At 69.0% G+C, this 16,995-nt stretch carries 15 protein-coding genes and 5 tRNA genes; 17 read left to right on the top strand and 3 right to left on the bottom strand.

Annotation, left to right across the window (positions count from 1 at the left end):
• Nucleotides 1-4: 4 nt before the first annotated feature.
• From AC6I0Y_RS04705 to AC6I0Y_RS04745, 9 genes are all read left to right on the top strand, one after another.
• Nucleotides 5-1,138, top strand: a complete 1,134-nt coding sequence (locus AC6I0Y_RS04705) for a gluconeogenesis factor YvcK family protein (RefSeq protein WP_497733401.1) — start codon at nt 5-7, stop codon at nt 1,136-1,138.
• Nucleotides 1,139-1,179: 41 nt separating this feature from the next.
• A complete protein-coding gene (whiA, locus tag AC6I0Y_RS04710; protein ID WP_497733403.1) occupies nt 1,180-2,112 on the top strand; it encodes a DNA-binding protein WhiA in 933 nt (310 codons plus the stop codon).
• A gap of 330 nt (nt 2,113-2,442) precedes the next feature.
• A complete protein-coding gene (gene gap, locus AC6I0Y_RS04715) occupies nt 2,443-3,447 on the top strand; it encodes a type I glyceraldehyde-3-phosphate dehydrogenase (RefSeq protein WP_160709973.1) in 1,005 nt (334 codons plus the stop codon).
• Nucleotides 3,448-3,546: 99 nt separating this feature from the next.
• Nucleotides 3,547-4,737 carry a phosphoglycerate kinase gene (locus tag AC6I0Y_RS04720; RefSeq protein WP_497733405.1) on the top strand — a complete coding sequence of 397 codons (1,191 nt, stop codon included), beginning with the start codon at nt 3,547-3,549 and terminating at the stop codon, nt 4,735-4,737.
• A 41-nt stretch (nt 4,738-4,778) separates the two neighbouring features.
• Complete coding sequence (tpiA, locus tag AC6I0Y_RS04725; protein WP_497733407.1) at nt 4,779-5,552, top strand: triose-phosphate isomerase; 774 nt, start codon at nt 4,779-4,781, stop codon at nt 5,550-5,552.
• Nucleotides 5,552-7,120 carry a 2,3-bisphosphoglycerate-independent phosphoglycerate mutase gene (gene gpmI, locus AC6I0Y_RS04730; protein WP_497733409.1) on the top strand — a complete coding sequence of 523 codons (1,569 nt, stop codon included), beginning with the start codon at nt 5,552-5,554 and terminating at the stop codon, nt 7,118-7,120. The genes tpiA and gpmI overlap by 1 nt, the downstream gene beginning before the upstream one ends.
• A 69-nt stretch (nt 7,121-7,189) precedes the next feature.
• Nucleotides 7,190-7,444, top strand: coding sequence for a preprotein translocase subunit SecG (gene secG, locus AC6I0Y_RS04735; RefSeq protein WP_160709969.1), 255 nt, complete (start codon nt 7,190-7,192; stop codon nt 7,442-7,444).
• Nucleotides 7,445-7,524: 80 nt separating this feature from the next.
• Nucleotides 7,525-7,613, top strand: a tRNA-Leu gene (locus AC6I0Y_RS04740).
• 80 nt (nt 7,614-7,693) lie between these two features.
• Entirely contained in the window at nt 7,694-8,608 is a 915-nt protein-coding gene (locus AC6I0Y_RS04745; protein ID WP_160709968.1) for a cation diffusion facilitator family transporter, read from the top strand.
• 71 nt (nt 8,609-8,679) lie between these two features.
• On the opposite strand, the gene AC6I0Y_RS04750 is transcribed toward AC6I0Y_RS04745, so the two are convergent.
• A tRNA-Val gene (locus tag AC6I0Y_RS04750) sits at nt 8,680-8,754 on the bottom strand.
• 168 nt (nt 8,755-8,922) lie between these two features.
• Here AC6I0Y_RS04750 and AC6I0Y_RS04755 point away from each other — a divergent pair.
• From AC6I0Y_RS04755 to AC6I0Y_RS04765, 3 genes are all read left to right on the top strand, one after another.
• Nucleotides 8,923-8,998 (top strand) — tRNA-Gly (locus AC6I0Y_RS04755).
• Nucleotides 8,999-9,066: 68 nt separating this feature from the next.
• Nucleotides 9,067-9,140 (top strand) — tRNA-Cys (locus tag AC6I0Y_RS04760).
• A 23-nt stretch (nt 9,141-9,163) separates the two neighbouring features.
• Nucleotides 9,164-9,239: transfer RNA gene (locus tag AC6I0Y_RS04765), tRNA-Gly, on the top strand.
• 916 nt (nt 9,240-10,155) lie between these two features.
• Here the strand turns inward: AC6I0Y_RS04765 and AC6I0Y_RS04770 are convergent.
• Nucleotides 10,156-11,013 carry a teichoic acid transporter gene (locus tag AC6I0Y_RS04770; protein ID WP_497733412.1) on the bottom strand — a complete coding sequence of 286 codons (858 nt, stop codon included), beginning with the start codon at nt 11,011-11,013 and terminating at the stop codon, nt 10,156-10,158.
• Nucleotides 11,014-11,297: 284 nt separating this feature from the next.
• Here AC6I0Y_RS04770 and AC6I0Y_RS04775 point away from each other — a divergent pair, with 284 nt between their 5' ends.
• Nucleotides 11,298-12,206, top strand: coding sequence for a TerC family protein (locus tag AC6I0Y_RS04775; protein WP_497733414.1), 909 nt, complete (start codon nt 11,298-11,300; stop codon nt 12,204-12,206).
• Between the two features lie 72 nt (nt 12,207-12,278).
• Here AC6I0Y_RS04775 and AC6I0Y_RS04780 read toward each other — a convergent pair whose 3' ends face one another.
• Nucleotides 12,279-13,199, bottom strand: a complete 921-nt coding sequence (locus AC6I0Y_RS04780) for a diacylglycerol/lipid kinase family protein (RefSeq protein WP_160709965.1) — start codon at nt 13,197-13,199, stop codon at nt 12,279-12,281.
• Nucleotides 13,200-13,288: 89 nt separating this feature from the next.
• Here AC6I0Y_RS04780 and rnd point away from each other — a divergent pair, with 89 nt between their 5' ends.
• From rnd to xseB, 4 genes are all read left to right on the top strand, one after another.
• Nucleotides 13,289-14,434: a ribonuclease D gene (gene rnd / locus AC6I0Y_RS04785; protein WP_160709964.1), complete on the top strand. Its 1,146-nt coding sequence runs from the start codon at nt 13,289-13,291 to the stop codon at nt 14,432-14,434.
• Nucleotides 14,435-14,580: 146 nt separating this feature from the next.
• Nucleotides 14,581-15,243 (top strand): zinc metallopeptidase, encoded by a 663-nt coding sequence (locus tag AC6I0Y_RS04790; protein WP_370520314.1) that lies wholly within the window; start codon nt 14,581-14,583, stop codon nt 15,241-15,243.
• A 6-nt stretch (nt 15,244-15,249) separates the two neighbouring features.
• Nucleotides 15,250-16,704, top strand: a complete 1,455-nt coding sequence (gene xseA / locus AC6I0Y_RS04795; RefSeq protein WP_497733417.1) for an exodeoxyribonuclease VII large subunit — start codon at nt 15,250-15,252, stop codon at nt 16,702-16,704.
• A complete protein-coding gene (xseB, locus tag AC6I0Y_RS04800) occupies nt 16,705-16,962 on the top strand; it encodes an exodeoxyribonuclease VII small subunit (RefSeq protein WP_497733419.1) in 258 nt (85 codons plus the stop codon). It abuts the gene before it with no gap.
• Nucleotides 16,963-16,995: the final 33 nt, after the last annotated feature.

Consider the following 16,995-nt stretch of genomic DNA (forward strand, 5'->3'; position numbering starts at 1 on the left):
GCCGGTGAGGCGACGTCAACCCTTCCGCATCGATCCCTCGGCCACCGCGGCCTTCTCCGCGCTGCGCGACGTGCTTCCCGGCGCCGACCCGGCGCGTCCGGCGGCCGGCGGGTTGCGCGCCGTCGTCATCGGCGGCGGCACGGGCGCGCCCATGTCCATTCGCACGCTGCTCTCGCTCGGCGCGCAGACGAGCGCCGTCGTGGCCATGGCCGATGACGGCGGCTCCACGGGCATCTTGCGTGACGAGGCGGACGTCACGCCGCCCGGCGACATTCGCAAGTGCATCGCCGCCTTCGCGCGCAACCCCTCCGACCCGCTCGTGCGCGTGTTCAAGTACCGCTTCGCCGTGGCGCGCGACCACGCGCTCGGCAACCTGCTCCTGGCCGGGCTCGAGGACGCCTGCGGGTCGTTCCCGGAGGCCATCGCCATTTGCGAGCGGCTCGTGGACGCCCAGGGGCATGTCTACCCCTCCACCCTCGACCACGTCACGCTGGCGGCGCACACCCGCGACGGCCGCTTCCTCGACGGCCAGGCCATGGCCTGCCACTCCAAGACGGCGCTCGACTGGGTGGAGCTGCGCGGCGAGCACGGCGTGGTGCGGCCCTATGCGCCGGCGCTCGAGGCCATCCGCCAGGCCGATCTCGTGGTGCTCGGACCTGGCTCGCTGTTCACCTCCATCATCCCGAACCTGCTCGTGCCGGGGGTGGTGGACGCCATCCGCGCCTCGCGCGGGCGCGTGCTGTTCGTGTGCTCGCTCGCTGACGTGCAGGGCGAGACGTGGGGCCTCACCGCCCGCGAGCACCTGGAGGCCCTGATCGACCACGGCATGGCCGGGCTCGTCGACTACATGCTCGTCCATGCGCCGGAGCCCCTGCGGGCCGACAACCTGGCTGACGCCCGCGTCTCGCGTGCCATCGGAGCCGATGCCGGCCTTGGAGCGCTCGATGACCGCTGCCTGGCCGCCGGCGTCCGCCCCGTGTCCATCACCTACGCCGATCTCCTCGCCATTCAGGCTGCGGGCCCGGTGGTCCTCGCCCGCGACCTCGCCGACCCGGAGCGCCCCACCTGGCACGCGCCGGCTGCCCTGCGCGAGGCCTTCGGCGACGTCATCAAGATGGCGGGCGCGCGGCGGCGCTGACGCCGCGCCCGATCCGTTCCGACCGAAAGCGAAGGCAAGCCATGTCGTTCACCTCGGAGGTCAAAGACGAGCTGGCCCACGTGCCGCCTGAGTGCTCCCACTGCGAGAAGGCCACCCTCGCCGCCCTCGTGCGCATCGAGGGCACGCTGTTCGTGAGCGGGCCGGGCCACTACCGCATGGAGGTGGCCACCGACACGCCGAGCGTGGCGCGCCTGGTCATCCGCCTGCTCCACACCCTCTATCGCCTGAAGACCGAGCTCACGGTGCGGCGCAGCGTGCTCCACAAGACGCCGAACTACCTCATCGAGGTGCCGTCCCAGGCGGGCCTGGCCGACGCCCTGCGCGACATGGGCGTGCTCTCGGCCGACGGCGGCCTGGAGATGGGCGTGAGCCCCGGCCTCGTGCAGAAGAAGTGCTGCGCGGCGGCCTACCTGCGCGGCGCCTTCCTCGGCAGCGGGTTCCTCTCCAGCCCCAAGAGCGACTTCCACTTCGAGATCACCGTGGAGTCCGAGGCCCTGGCCGAGGGCATCGTCGAGCTGCTCGCGCGTTCGGGCATCGCCGCGCGCGTCATGCAGCGGCGCAGCTCGCACATGGTCTACCTCAAGAGCGGCAACGCCATACTCGAGTTCCTCGCCTTCGCCGGCGCCCACCAGGCGGCCCTGCTCATGGAGCAGGAGCGCGTGGTGAAGAGCGTGCGCAACGACGTGAACCGCCAGATCAACGCCGAGGTGGCCAACCAGAACAAGGCGGCCTCGGCGGCGGTGGACCAGATCTTCGCCATCCGCCAGGTGGTGGAGCGCCACGGCATGGAGAACCTGCCGCCGGCGCTCCAGGAGTTCATCAAGCTGCGCGTCACCTACCCGGACGCCTCGCTCAAGGAGCTGGGGGAGCGCGCCAACCCGCCGCTGTCGAAGTCGGCGGTCTACCATCGCGTCCGCCGCATCGAGCAGCTCGCCCGCGAGGCCGCTGAGTAGGGGGGGCGCCGCTGCGCCCGCCCCGTGCGCGCGTCGCCCGCCGCTGCGCCCCTCGCGTCGCCCGCCGCTGCGCCGGCGGCCCCGCGCCCCCGCCTCCGACGCCCGCCACGCCCCGGCGCCCCCGCGCCTGCCCCCGTCCGCCCGACCCCGTCCGACGCCTCGCCTGCCATCACCGGCTCTCCACACCTCTTCTCGCACGTCGATCGGCACCACGCACCCGGGCGTCCACCCCTCGTCCGCCTGCCCGTCATTTCTCCCCCCGCGCGGGCCGCGATATGGCACAATAGACGGCGTTACGCATAGCGCCTGTATCTTTCGAAAGGGGATACCATGACTATCAAGGTTGGCATCAACGGCTTCGGCCGCATCGGCCGTCTGGCGTACCGCGCCATGGCCAACGACCCCGCGATCGACGTGGTCGCCGTCAACGACCTGGGCGACATTCCCACCATGGCCCACCTCCTGAAGTACGACTCCGTCCACGGCCGCGCCTTCGAGACCGTCGAGGTCACCGAGGACGGCTTCATCGCCGACGGCCACGCCGTCAAGGTGCTCTCCGAGAAGGACCCCGCCAACCTGCCCTGGGGCGAGCTCGGGGTGGACGTGGTGGTCGAGTCCACCGGCTTCTTCACCGACGCCCACAAGGCCCATGCCCACATCGACGCCGGCGCCAAGAAGGTCATCATCTCCGCGCCCGCCAAGAACGAGGACATCACCATCGTCATGGGCGTCAACGACGACCAGTACGACCCGGCCCAGCACCACATCATCTCCAACGCGTCGTGCACCACCAACTGCCTGGCTCCCTTCGCCAAGGTGCTGCTCGACAACTTCGGCATCCGCCGCGGCTACATGAACACCATCCACTCCTACACCAACGACCAGAAGATCCTCGACCTGCCCCACAAGGACCTGCGCCGCGCCCGCGCCGCCGCCATGTCGATGATCCCCACCACCACCGGCGCCGCCCGTGCGGTCTCGCTCGTGCTCCCCGAGCTCAAGGGCAAGCTCGACGGCTTCGCCACCCGCGTTCCCACCCCCGACGGCTCGATGGTTGACCTGACGGTGGAGCTCGAGCGCGACGTCACCGTCGAGGAGGTCAACGCCGCCATGAAGGCCGCGGCCGAGGGCCCGCTCAAGGGCATCCTCGAGTACACCGAGGATCCCATCGTCTCCATCGACATCGTGGACGATCCCGCCTCCTCCATCTTCGACTCCAAGCTCACCATGGTCATGGGCGGCGAGGGCAACTTCGTCAAGTGCGTGTCCTGGTACGATAACGAGTGGGGCTACTCCAACCGCGTGAAGGACCTCGTGAAGATCCTGCTCCCGTAACGCTTCGCGTCCTGTGAGAAGCGGCCTCCTCGCGGGGCCGCTTTTCTGCATAGAGGGGGCGGGCGCCCGGTGCCCGCCTTGGCCCGAGAAAGGAACGACATGGCCGACATCAAGACCATCGACGACGCCGACTTCGCCGGCAAGCGCGTGCTCGTGCGCGTCGACTTCAACGCGCCGGTGGACGGCGAGGGCAACGTCACCGACGACACGCGCCTGCGCGCGGCGCTGCCCACCATCGACAAGCTCGTCGGCGACGGCGCCCGGGTGATCCTCACGAGCCATCGCGGCCGCCCGGCGGGGGAGGGCTACGAGGAGGCCTTCAGCCTGGGTCCCATCGCCCGCCGCCTGCAGGAGCTGCTCGGGCGCGACATCGTGCTCACCCGCGACCTCATCGGCCCCGAGGTGGCCGAGGTGGTGGACGCCATGGAGAACGGCGACATCGTGCTGCTCGAGAACATCCGCTTCGACAAGCGCGAGAAGAAGAACGACCCCGTATTCGCCCGCGCCCTGGCCGACCTGGCCGACGCCTACGTCAACGACGCCTTCGGCACCGCGCACCGCGCGCATGCCTCCACGGCCGGCGTGGCGGCCCTGCTGCCGGCCTACGCGGGCTACCTCATGGAGCGCGAGGTGGCCACCCTCACCGGCATGCTCGACGAGCCCAAGCGCCCCTTCGTCGCCATCCTCGGCGGCTCGAAGGTCTCCGACAAGATCAAGGTCATCGACGCCCTCATGGACAAGGCCGACGTGCTCATCATCGGCGGCGGCATGTGCTTCACGTTCCTGCTGGCCCAGGGGTACGAGGTGGGCGCCTCCCTCAAGGAGGACGACTGGGTGGAGCGCGCCGCGGGCCTTATCGAGAAGGCGCGTGAGCGCGGCGTCGCGCTGCTGCTGCCCACCGACGTGGTGGTGGCCGACCGCTTCGCCGAGGACGCGGCGACTAAGACGGTGCCCGTGAGCGCCATCCCCGAGGGCATGATGGGCCTCGACATCGGCCCTGAGACGGCCGACGCCTACGCCGCCGCCATCGCCGACGCCGCGTCGGTGTTCTGGAACGGCCCTATGGGCGTGTTCGAGATGGAGCCCTTCGCCGCCGGCACCCGCGCCGTGGCCGAGGCCGTGGCCGCCAACGAGGCCGCCGACACCATCATCGGCGGCGGCGACTCGGTGGCCGCCGTCAACAAGTTCGGCCTGGCAGATGCCATGACCTTCATCTCCACCGGCGGCGGCGCCTCCATGGAGCTCGTGCAGGGCGAGGCCCTGCCGGGCGTCGAGGCCCTGCGCGCCTAGGGGCGCCGCCACATCTGACCGTTACGACCAAGGAGCCATCCATGACCAAGCGCAAGCCCCTCATCGCGGGCAACTGGAAGATGAACAACACCGTCAGCGAGGCGGTGGTCCTCGCCCAGGAGATATCCAACGGCTGCGAGAAGGACTGGACCGAGCTCGTCGACGTGTGCGTCTGCCCGCCTTCCGTCGACCTCAAGGCCGTTCGCGGCGTCTTCCTCTTCGACCGCATGAAGGTGGCCGTGGGCGCTCAGAACGTCTACTACGAGCCTAAGGGCGCCTTCACCGGCGAGATCTCCGTGGACATGCTCTCGGAGATCGGCTGCGAGTACTGCATCATCGGCCACTCCGAGCGCCGCGAGCTGTTCGGGGAGACGAACGAGGGCGTGAACCTCAAGGCGAAGGCCCTCATCGCCGGCCGCATCAAGCCCATCGTGTGCGTGGGCGAGTCGCTTGCCGTGCGCGACGAGGGCGCCTACCTCGACTACGTGCGCGTTCAGGTGCGCGCTGCCTTCGCCGGCATCGAGGCCTCTGAGGCCGCCGAGGCCGTGGTGGCCTACGAGCCCATCTGGGCCATCGGCACCGGGCGCACCGCCACGCCCGAGCAGGCCGAGGAGGTGTGCGCCGCCATTCGTGCCACGCTGGCCGAGCTCTTCGGCGCGGAGGTCGCCGAGGGCATGCGCGTGCTCTACGGCGGCTCGATGAACGAGGGCAACGCCGAGCTTTTGCTGGCCATGCCCGACATCGACGGCGGCCTCATCGGCGGCGCGTCGCTCAAGGCGGGCTCGTTCCTCGCCATCGTGAAGGCCGCGCTGTAATGGCCGCGGACGCCGCTGCGCGCGCGGGCCTGCGCAGGCCGGCCTGCCTCATCATCATGGACGGCTTCGGCCTGGCCGAGCCAGGGGAGGGCAACGCCATATCCCAGGCCGCCACGCCGGTGCTCGACGACCTGTTCGCCCATCGTCCCTGGGTGCGCCTGGAGGCGTCGGGCCAGGCCGTGGGCCTGCCGGACGGCCAGATGGGCAACTCGGAGGTGGGCCACCTCAACATCGGCGCGGGGCGCGTGGTGTTCCAGGAGCTCACCCGCATCAACAACGCCTGCGCCGACGGCTCGCTCGCGGCCAACCCGCGCATCCAGGAGGCCTTCGAGGCCGCCAAGGCGCCGGGCGCGGCGCTGCACCTCATGGGGCTGCTCTCCGACGGCGGCGTCCACTCCTCCCAGGAGCACCTCTACGCCCTTTTGCGCGCCGCCCGCGATGCCGGCGTGCCCACGGTGCGCGTCCACTGCCTCATGGACGGCCGCGACGTGCCGCCGGCGAGCGGGGCGGGCTACGTCCAGCAGCTCCTCGACGTCATCGGCGAGCTGCGCGACGGGGCCGCGGGCGTCTTCGATGCCGCCATCGCCACCATCTCGGGGCGCTACTACGCCATGGATCGCGACAACCGCTGGGAGCGCGTCGAGCGGGCCTACGACACGCTCGTGGACGCGGCCAACCTTTGCGAGGCGGGCGCTGTGGCCGCCATGGAGGCCTCCTACGGGCAGGGCGTCACCGACGAGTTCGTGGTGCCCGTGGCCCTGGACGACCGCGGCATGCGCGACGGTGACGCGGTCATCTTCTTCAACTTCCGGCCTGACCGCGCCCGGGAGATCACCCGCGCCCTCACCGACCCGGACTTCGCCGGCTTTCCCCGCACGCGCTGGCCGCGGCTGTCGTTCGTGTGCCTGACCGAGTACGACCCGGACATCCCGGCGCCGGTGGCCTTCGCCAAGGAGTTTCCCGACAACGTGCTGGCCGACGTCATCGCCGATGCGGGCCTGCGCCAGTATCACATCGCCGAGACGGAGAAGTACGCCCACGTGACGTTCTTCCTGAACGGCGGGCGCGAGGAGGAGAAGGCGGGGGAGACGCGCTCCCTCGTGCCGAGCCCCAAGGTGGCCACCTACGACCTGCAGCCCGAGATGAGCGAGCCGGAGGTGGCGCGCCGCCTGGCAGACGCCATCGCTGCCGACGAGGCCGATGTCTATATCGTCAACTTCGCCAACTGCGACATGGTGGGCCACACCGGCTCGGTGAGCGCCGCCGTGGCCGCGGTCGAGGCCGTGGACGCCGGCGTGGGGGTCGTGCTCGATGCGGTGGCGGCCGCAGGCGGCGTGGCGCTCGTGACGGCCGACCACGGCAATGCCGACAAGATGATCGCCGAGGACGGCACGGCGCACACGGCGCACACCACCGCGCCGGTGCCGCTCATCCTGGTGGATGAGACGGGCGCGGGGCTGGGGCTCTCGGGGGAGGACGGCCGCCTGGCCGACATCGCCCCCACGCTGCTCACGGCGCTCGGGCTGCCGGTGCCGCCGGAGATGACGGGCAAGAGCCTCCTTGCCTGATGGGGCCGCTTTGGCTATAATCAGCTACTTGCGTATTGATGTTCGTCCTGCGAAGAGAAGAGTGAAACCTTGAGTCCGCTGCTTATCATCATGCTTATCCTGCTCGTCGTCTCCGGCGTCGGGCTGGTCGTCTTCATCCTGCTGCACTCCGGCAAGGGCACGGGCATCTCCGATGCCATCGCCAGCTCCATGTACTCCACCCAGACGGGCACGAGCATCGTGGAGAAGAACCTCGATCGCATCACCATCATCCTTGCGGTCGTGTTCATGGTCTCCCTCCTGGTGCTGATGGTGATCTATCCCCACGGCTCCATCTCCGCTTAGGGGCGCGCGGCTAAGTTTCGAAAATTTCCGGTTGCATACGCACTGGGTTCTGCTAAACTAATCGTCGCTGTTTGAAGCATGTCAGAGTGGTGGAACGGCAGACACGCTAGCTTGAGGTGCTAGTGCCCATATATCGGGTGTGCGGGTTCAAATCCCGCCTCTGACACCAGCGAAACCCGAAGAGCCCCGTCAGGGGCTCTTTTCATTATCAGGCGGCTCGACGGGCCGCCGAGGAGGGAGGGCCGTCCCATGGCCGTTGAGAGCTCTGCGGGCACGTCTCACGCCCACCGCGTCGAGCGCGTGCTGTGGATCGTCTTCGTGCTCAACCTTGCCGTGGCGGCGGCCAAGTTCTTCTACGGCCTGGCGTCGGGCTCGGCCTCCATGCAGGCCGACGGCATCCACTCGGTGTTCGACTCGGTGGGCAACATCGTGGGGCTCGTGAGCATCGCGCTGGCCGCGCGCCCGGCCGACGAGGGCCATCCCTACGGCCATTCCAAGTTCGAGACCTACGGCTCGCTCGCCATCGGCGCGCTGCTGCTCCTGGCGGCCTTCGAGGTGGGCAGCGGGGCCGTGGGCAAGCTCATGAGCGGCTCCTACACGGCGGTGGTCACGCCGGCATCGTTCGCCGTCATGGTGGGCACCCTCGTCATCAACCTGTTCGTGACCACCTACGAGCGTCGTGCCGGGCGGCGTCTCAAGAGCGAGATCATCATGGCCGACGCGGCCCATACGCTCTCCGACGTGTTCGTGTCGCTCGGGGTCATCGCGGGCCTGGTGCTCGTGGCGCTCGGGTTCCCGCAGGCCGACCCCCTCATGGCGCTCGTGGTGACCGCGGCCATCCTCGTGTCGGCTTGGGGCGTGTTCCGCACGGCGTTCCGGACGCTCTCGGATACCGCGCAGCTGCCAGAGGCCGCCGTGCGGGCCGTGGCGGCCTCCGTGCCTGGCATCCGCGGCGTGCATCGGGTGCGCACCCGCGGTACCGAGGCCGAGGTCTACTGCGACCTGCACATCTGGGTGGATCCCGCCATGACCGTGCGTGACGCCCACGCGCTTGGCGATGAGGTGGAGGCGGCCGTGAAGGAGCAGTTCCCCGCTGTGCGCGAGGTGCTCGTCCACATCGAGCCCGAGGGAGACGCAGGAGAGGACGAGGGGCCGGCGCGCTAGGGGAGGACGGCCCCGGCCGCGGGATGCGGGCATAAAAAAACAGGCGACCGAAGTCGCCTGCTGGGGTTTCATGGTGGGCGGTACAAGATTTGAACTTGTGACCCCTACCGTGTCAAGGTAGTGCTCTCCCCCTGAGCTAACCGCCCACGTTGTAGTGAGCGACGCGTTTCCGCGTCAGCAAGTGGATATTCTACCAGAACGCCCTCTGGTGGCAAGACCCTATTTCTGAAAATCTCCAAGCGGCCGCGTGGGGAAAAATTCCAAAAACACCCTTGCGCGTCTCGGTCACTTCCACTAATATATTTCCTCGCGACGCGGACATGGCTCAGCTGGTAGAGCACCACCTTGCCAAGGTGGGGGTCGCGGGTTCGAATCCCGTTGTCCGCTCCATTGTCATCGAAAGGCCGGCCCGAGCAACGCCCTGGCCGGCCTCTTTCATGACAGATGCCGCATGACGAGGCGACGTGGCCAAGTGGTAAGGCAGAGGCCTGCAAAGCCTTCACCCCCGGTTCAAATCCGGGCGTCGCCTCCAGCTTCTCGGCATCCACGCGTAACGCGGACATGGCTCAGCTGGTAGAGCACCACCTTGCCAAGGTGGGGGTCGCGGGTTCGAATCCCGTTGTCCGCTCCAGAACTCCAAGGGCTCCCCTCCGGGAGCCCTTTTTCGTGCGCGACAAGGAAGAAGCGGGGGCCGCGGTGCGAGGCTTCCCTTGGCGCTATGAGCGTGAGCCTGGTCGTGGTCTCGCGCTTTATCTGGTAGAAGGCCTGGAGCGGTGTCGTCGGATGTGCGTTTCGGGCCCTAGGGCCCTCGCTGCCGATGGCAAAGCCTCCGGCTCCGTCGACCGTAGTCATGACGGGGCGGGGTCTTCGCCATCGGCGTCGTCCACGACGCGCCCGACTCGCTCTGGGCCGGGTGCCCCGCGAGCACGTGCTCTCGCGGGCAGGCGACGGGCACGGCGGCGCTCCTGCCCGCCCAGACATCATCCGGGAAGACCGCCTCGCCTATTTCGTCGGCAGAGGGAGATGCCGGTCGCAGCTTCCAAAACAGCGCGCGCTTGCGCCAAGACGTTCTCCCGCGCCCAGCCGCGTCCTCCTCGGATCCTTCGAGAGGAGTCCTTCCAGGAAGGCTCCGAGGAGGCTTGGCCGAGGAGTCGACGCGACGGGCGAAGGCGGCCTCGCACCGCTTGCGTCGCCATCTCTGTCTGCCCGGCGGGGTGAGTCCGTGGCGCTTTATCGCGACTCCGTATGAGCCGCGCCGTCCGATTCTGCACAGTTTCGACGACTTTGTGACAGAATCGGGTCCGCCACCACGCGTGAGGGGCCTCGCTGGGGAGCCATCCGGAAGCCCGGCCAAGCCGACCTGGGCAAACGCCCGTTGTGTCCCGGCCAGCGGATGCGCTGCTGTCGCAAAGTCGAAAGAAGTGTGCAAAATTGGGGGAGGGTGCGGCCCCCGCCCTCGAAATGCCGACCCGAGGGGGCGGCCGAGGGACGCAATAGGCGGCTCTTCAACGCGAGGGGGGCAGCCGCCGCGTGGCATGGCCGGAGGGCTATCCTACGAAGCGGATTCCCACGTATTGGGCGGTAGCGGGCAGGCCGCTTGACTTGTAGACCTCTGACAGGCCGATGACCGAGATGCGCCAGGTGTAGCCGTCTGCGGTGCCGGCCTGGTAGGTGTTGCCCGCGTCGTCTACGCCCGAGTCGGTGACCATGGTGCTGTCGAGGCCCTGGGACTCCATGGCGCTGAAGATGGCAGAGTCGGCGTCGGTGGCGGTGAAGTCGGCATAGTGCAGGCGCAGCACGGTGCCCGACTTGCGCGAGACCTCCAAGTCCCACGACCCGTTGAGCAGCTTCGCGGCGCTTGCGGCCGAGATGTTGTTGATGCCCTGGAGGTAGAGCAGGCCCGCCTCCTCGAGCGGCACGTCGGAGGGCAGCTTCACCACGTCGAACCCTCCCTCGGCGTTCGTTCCCAGGGGGACGCGCTCGTAGAGGGTGAAGCCGGCGTCGGTGAAGGTCTGCATCATGGCTGCGTCGTCGAGTGGCATGAGCGAGGAGAGCACGGGAATGTCGGCCGACACCTCGCGGGTGAGGTTGCGCTGGAGCGCCTCCTGCTCGCCGGCGGGGGCGAGGTAGACGCGATCGACCCACTGGAACAGCAGCCAGCCGCCTACGACCACGGCCACGAGGGCAAAGGCGGCCATGCCGCGCTGGACGAGCTGGGGCGGGTCGAGCGGGCGGCGCAGGCCCTTTCCGTCGAGGTAGCGGACGGAGCCCTCCTGCGGTTCGGTGGGACGCTCCTCGCGCTGCTCGGCAGCTGCGCGGCCGTGTGCGGCAGGCGCCTTCTCGTCGGCGGGGGCGGCGTCCCCGGCGTGCTTGCCGGCGGAGGACTTGCTGTGCTTGGCTTCCATGGGGCTGCTCCTGAACAGATGTGATGGACTCGCCGATTATACCATTGCGCGCCGCCCTGCCCTTTGTTAGCATGGGGCGGCATCCCCTGAGGGAGTAGCTGGCGCCAGCAGGCGCGGCTCGTTCAACATCATGGCGACGGTTTCCCGCTTCTGCGGTCACAGCCCGCCTGGCGAGCCTTAATTAGCGAGACTCATGGTGCACACTGGCATCGGAAGGCGCCGCTGTGCACCGTGAGTCTTTTATTTTGCCGGGTCGACGCGGCCCGCGAGCAGAGGAGGAACCTGTGGATCTGTCGATATTCTTGACCCCCGAGGCGTGGATCAGCCTGCTTACGCTCATCTTCCTCGAGATCGTCCTGGGCGTGGACAACCTGGTGTTCATCTCCATCACCACCAACCGCCTGCCCGAGGACAAGCAGCATATCGGCCGCAAGCTCGGCCTGGCCGGCGCGCTCGTCATGCGCGTCCTGTTCCTCTGCTTCGCCTCCTTCCTCGTGCACATGACCACGCCCCTGTTCACCATCGACCTTGGCTTCTTCAGCCACGGGTTCTCCGTGCGTGACATCGTGATGCTCGTGGGCGGCGGCTACCTCATCTACAAGGGCATCAGGGAGCTCGTGGACGTGCTCGCCCTCACCGAGATCAAGGCCGAGACGTCCGAGGAGCACAAGGCGCTCCACCTCATCTCGCTTCCCCAGGCCGTCGGCACCATCATGGTGATGGACCTCGTGTTCTCCATCGACTCGGTCATCACGGCGGTGGGCCTGGCCGAGCACCTCATCATCATGATCCTGGCCGTCATGGTCGCCGTCATCATCATGATGGTGTTCATCGACCCCATCTCCAACTTCATCAACAGCCACCCGGAGATGAAGATCCTCGCGCTCGTGTTCATCGTGGCCATCGGCGTGCTGCTCGTGCTCGACTCCGCCGGCATCCACACGAGCATCGAGGTGCTCGACATGCACATGGAGAAGCTCATGGTCTACTTCGCCATGATCTTCGCGGTGGTGCTCGAGCTCATCCAGATGCGCTTCAACACCAACCTGACGGCGTGGAAGCGCGAGCTGGCCGATGCCGCCATCGACGATGCGGTCTGCGAGGCCGAGGCCGGCGCGGTGCCGGCTGAGGTGGGCGCTCATGCCAAGGAGCGCGTGGACGCCGCCATCACCTCGGCCGAGCGCGTGGAGTAGGCGTCTGGCCCGTCGCGCCGCCCCCAAAGGAAAAGGAAGGCCCCTGACCGGGGCCTTCCTTGCGTTCTGGGGCTAGGCGCCGTCTTCGCCGTAGAGCTTGACGCATTCCTCCGAGACGATGAAGCGCGCCGCCTCGGGCATCATCCGCACGGTGAAGGGGGTGGTAAGCGCGGTGACCTCGCCGTCGTACTGCACCGGCAGGGGCGGGTCGGCGCTGACCGATATGGTGCGCCCGCGATGCAGCTCGAGGGCGTCGGTGCGGTCGGGGAAGTCGCCTGAGCGGTCGAGCATGCTGGCGAGCAGGGCGGGGATGAGGCCGAAGGCGTCGCGGGTGTGGAGGACGGCCACGTCGAACACGCCGTCGCGCGGGAGGTTCTGGTGCACCACCGGCAGATCGAACTGAATCTTGGAGAAGTTGACGATGAGCACGCCCACCCCCTCGCTCTCGATGACCTCGCCGTCGATGTCGATGGTGAAGCGCGAGAACTGCGGCAGCGGGTTGGTGAGCGCGGAGGTGAAGTAGGCCATGGGCCCGAGCAGGCGCTTGGCCGGCTTGGCGCCCTGCATGATGAGGGCGTCGTAGCCCGCGCCGGCCATGATGGAGAAGCCGAAGCGCTCGCCGGAGGCCAGCTCTATCTCGCCGAGGTCGAAGTCCATGATCTCGCCCTCGCGCGTGAGCTTGGCGAGCGCGTGGGGCTCGGCGGGGGAGGCCAGGTTCATGGCCAGCAGGTTGGCGGTGCCGGCGGGAAAGGGCAGGACGGGGATGCCCGTGTCCGCCAGGAGGTAGGTCACGGCCGCTACGGTGCCGTCGCCGCCGCTGGCGATGACCGCGTCGAACTCCTCGGCGTCGGCGAGGAAGCGCCGCAGGTCCGTGGAGCCGTCAGTCGATCGGATGACCACCTCGTCGCCGTCGGCCGCGAACGCGCGGATGTAGTCGTATATCGCGCCCTCCCCGTAGCCGGAGACCAGGTTGTTCACGATCAGCAGTTTCACAGGAGTCCTTTCCCTTGCTATGATGGGGATGGTACTACAATAGCGTGGCGTCCTCAGACGTCAGGCCCTGTTTGTAAGGAAACGACCCGGTGTACATCGACAACCAAGAGACCCTGGAGGCCTTCGTCGAACGCGCGCGCGCCTCATCGGTGCTGGCCATCGACACGGAGTTCCTCCGCGAGAAGACCTACTACGCCCGCTTGTGCCTGCTCCAGCTGGCCACCGACGACGAGGTGGCCATCGTCGACCCCTTCGCCGTGAGCGATTTGCACGTGCTCGTGCCGCTTCTGGCCGACCGCGGCATCGTCAAGCTGTTCCATGCCGGCGGCCAGGACCTGGAGATCCTCTACCGTGAGGTGGGCATGCTGCCCGAGCCCATCTTCGACACCCAGGTGGCGGCGGCCCTGCTCGGCCACACCCAGCAGATCGGCTACGGCGCGCTCGTCCACTCGGTGTGCGGGGTGAATCTCAAGAAGGTGGACTCCTACACCGACTGGTCGCGCCGGCCGCTGTCGGACTCGCAGCTGGAGTACGCCGCCGATGACGTGGTGTACCTGCCGGGCATCTACCGTGAGATGTGCGCCATGCTCGATGCGCGCGGGCGGCGTGAGTGGCTCGCGCCCGACTTCGCGGAGCTATCCGATCCGGCCCGCTATGAGGCCGACCCGCGCCAGCGCTTCCGGCGTCTCAAGCGCGTCTCGTCGCTCTCGCGCCGCCAGCTCTCGGCTGCGCGCGAGGTGGCGGCCTGGCGCGAGGAGGAGGCGGCCCGCCGCGACGTGCCGCGCAAGTGGGTCATCACCGACGAGCAGATCGTGGAGGCCTGCAAGCGCGAGGCGCGCAGCATCGACGAGCTGTTCATGGTGCGCGGCATGCGCGAGAAGCTGCCCACCCGCGACGCGCGGACGGTGGCGGCGCTGCTGCGCAAGGGGCTCGACGAGCCCCAGGACCGGTGGCCCGTGCTCGACCGTGCGTCGAAGAGCGAGCCTAACGTGGACGCCCAGCTCGACCTCATGGAGGCGGTGGTGCGCCTGCGCGCCCGGGAGAACGGCATTGCCATGCAGACGCTTGCGAGCCGCGATGACCTGGCCCGCCTGGCCCGCGGCTACACCGAGGAGGTGGACGTGCTGCGCGGCTGGCGGCGCGCCATGGTGGGCGAGGAGCTGCTCGATCTTCTGGCCGGGCGCCTGGCGCTCAGCCTGGGCGAGGAGGGGCTGCGGGTGACACCCGTCCCCTAGGCTCGCGCGGGCGGCGCGCGGCGGCAGGCAGGTCCTCGGTTACGGAGGTTTGACGCTCTTCGTCCCGTGTGATCAAGGGCGTACTTCTGTTTGCTATAATGCCACCCCATACGTTACGAGACACCCCAGAAGGAGTGATGAGAGCCATGAACATGAGCTACCTCATGCTGGTGGCGGCAACCCTGGTCATCGGCCTGGGCGCCCAGTGGTACGTCAACAGCCAGCTCAAGAAGTACACCCACGTCTCCATCGGCAACGGGCTCACCGGTGCCGAGTGCGCGCGCCGGATGCTCGCCTATTACGGGATCCATGACGTGCAGGTATATCGCGGAGGCCCGGGCCAGGATTTCTTCGACCCGCGCAGCAACTCGGTGACCCTCTCGCCGGAGGCCTACGACGGGCGCACCATCACCGCTACCGCCACGGCCTGCCACGAGGTGGGGCATGCCTGCCAGTACGCCCAGGACTACGCGCCCATGAAGATCCGCGGCGCCATCGTGCCGGCGGTGAACCTGGCCTCCAACGCCTGGATCTTCCTGCTCATGCTCGGCATCATCATGGTGAGCAACAACCTCATCCTGGCCGCCATCGTCATGTACGCCGTGGTGGTGCTCTTCCAGCTGGTCACGCTGCCGGTCGAGTTCAACGCCTCGCGTCGCGCCATGGTCTACATGGGCGAGATCGGCCTGGCGCAGCAGGAGCAGGCCGGCGCCTGGAACGTGCTGCGCGCCTGCGCCCTCACCTATGTGGCCGCCGCGCTCACCTCCATCCTGCAGCTGCTCTGGCTGCTCGGCCAGCGCCAGGACTAGGCTGCCATGGCGCTTCAGCGGCAGGAGGGCCCCGAGGGGGCCGCGCGCAAGGAGGCGCTCTCCGTCTCGGCCGCCATGGCGCTTGCCAAGGGCGCCCTCGAGGGCGTGACGGTGCGCCTGGTGGGCGAGGTGTCGGAGCTCTCGGCCAAGCCGGGGTACAAGGCGGTCTACTTCACGGTGAAGGACGCGTCTGCCTCGCTGCCCTGCATGATGTGGAACAACCGCTACCAGGCCGCGGGCGTCGAGCTGCGGGTGGGGGCGCTTGTGGAGCTCTCGGGCCGCTTCACCCTGTACGCGGCCAAGGGGCGCATGAACTTCGACGTGTTCTCCGTGGCGCTCGCCGGGGAGGGCAACCTGCGGCTGCAGGTGGCCAACCTCGCGCGCAAGCTGGCGGCCGAGGGACTCACCGACGAGGCGCGCAAGCGGCCGCTGCCGGCGTATCCCCAGGTGATCGGCTTGGTTACGTCGCCGCGCGGTGCGGCGGTCCACGACGTGCTGCGCACCCTGCGCCGGCACTACCCGCTGGCCCGCGTAGCGCTCGCCGGCGTGCCGGTGGAGGGCGCCGGCGCGCCGGCAGCCCTCATCGAGGGCATGCAGCGCGTCGTCATGGACGGCGCGGAGGTGGTGCTGCTCGTGCGCGGCGGCGGCTCGTTCGAGGACCTCATGCCCTTCAACGACGAGGGGCTGGCCCGCGCCATCGCCGCCATGCCCGTGCCGGTGGTCACCGGCATCGGACACGAGCCGGACACCTCCATCGCCGACATGGTGTCCGACCACCGCGCCTCCACCCCCACGGCCGCCGCCTCGGCCGCCGTGCCTGATGTGCGCGCGCTCGCCGGCGAGCTTGGCGCCCGCGCCCACGCGCTGGCCTCCACGGTGGGGCGGCGCCTCGAGCGCACGCGCCTCATGCTGGAGCGCCTGGCGATGCGCCCGCTGTTCGCCGAGCCCGAGCGGCTCCTGGCCTCCGACGCCCAGACCCTCGATGACCTGTCCGCGCGCCTGGCCCAGGCGCTGCCCGACGCCCTGGCCGCTGACCGGCGCGAGCTCGACGCCCTGCGCGGCGCCCTCGTGCGCCTGCTGCCCGGCGCCATCGCGCCCCACGCCCGCCGCGCCTCCGACGCGGGCGCGGCCCTTACGCGTCTGGGGCCGGCCCTTGCCGAGCGTCCCGCCCAGCGCGCTGCCGCCCTCGCCGGGCGGCTCTCCTATCAAGGCGATGTCTTCGGCCAGCGCTTCCGCACCGAGCTGGCCCTGGCCGCCGCCCGCCTTGACGACCTCTCGCCGCTCGCGGTCCTCGCGCGCGGCTTCTCCATCGCCCGAGACGGCTCGGGCGCGGTGGTGCGCTCGGTGGAGGCCGTGGCCCCTGGCGACGCGCTCGCCGTTACCGTGGCCGATGGCGAGCTGGACTGCCTCATCCGCGCGAGCCGTGCTACTACCTCTGTCGAACCCTGGAAGGAGTCCTAGATGAGCGATACCCTGCGACCCGTTGACGAGCTGACGTTCCGCGAGGCCATGGCCGAGCTGGAGGGCGTCGTCAGCGTGCTTGAGAGCAACACCCTCGAGTTGGAGGAGAGCCTCACCAGCTACGCGCGCGGCGTGGCGCTGCTCGCCTCGCTGCAGCGTCGCCTCGACGCGGCCGAGCAGCAGGTGGACGTGCTCATGGGCGAGCTGGCCTCCGCCCCCGACGACGAGGTTCAGGACACCACGCTGTCCAAGGCCTAGGCGGCCTGGCCGGCACCGAAGAGAGAGGACGCG

Source organism: Adlercreutzia sp. St.1H8 (assembly GCF_059728655.1).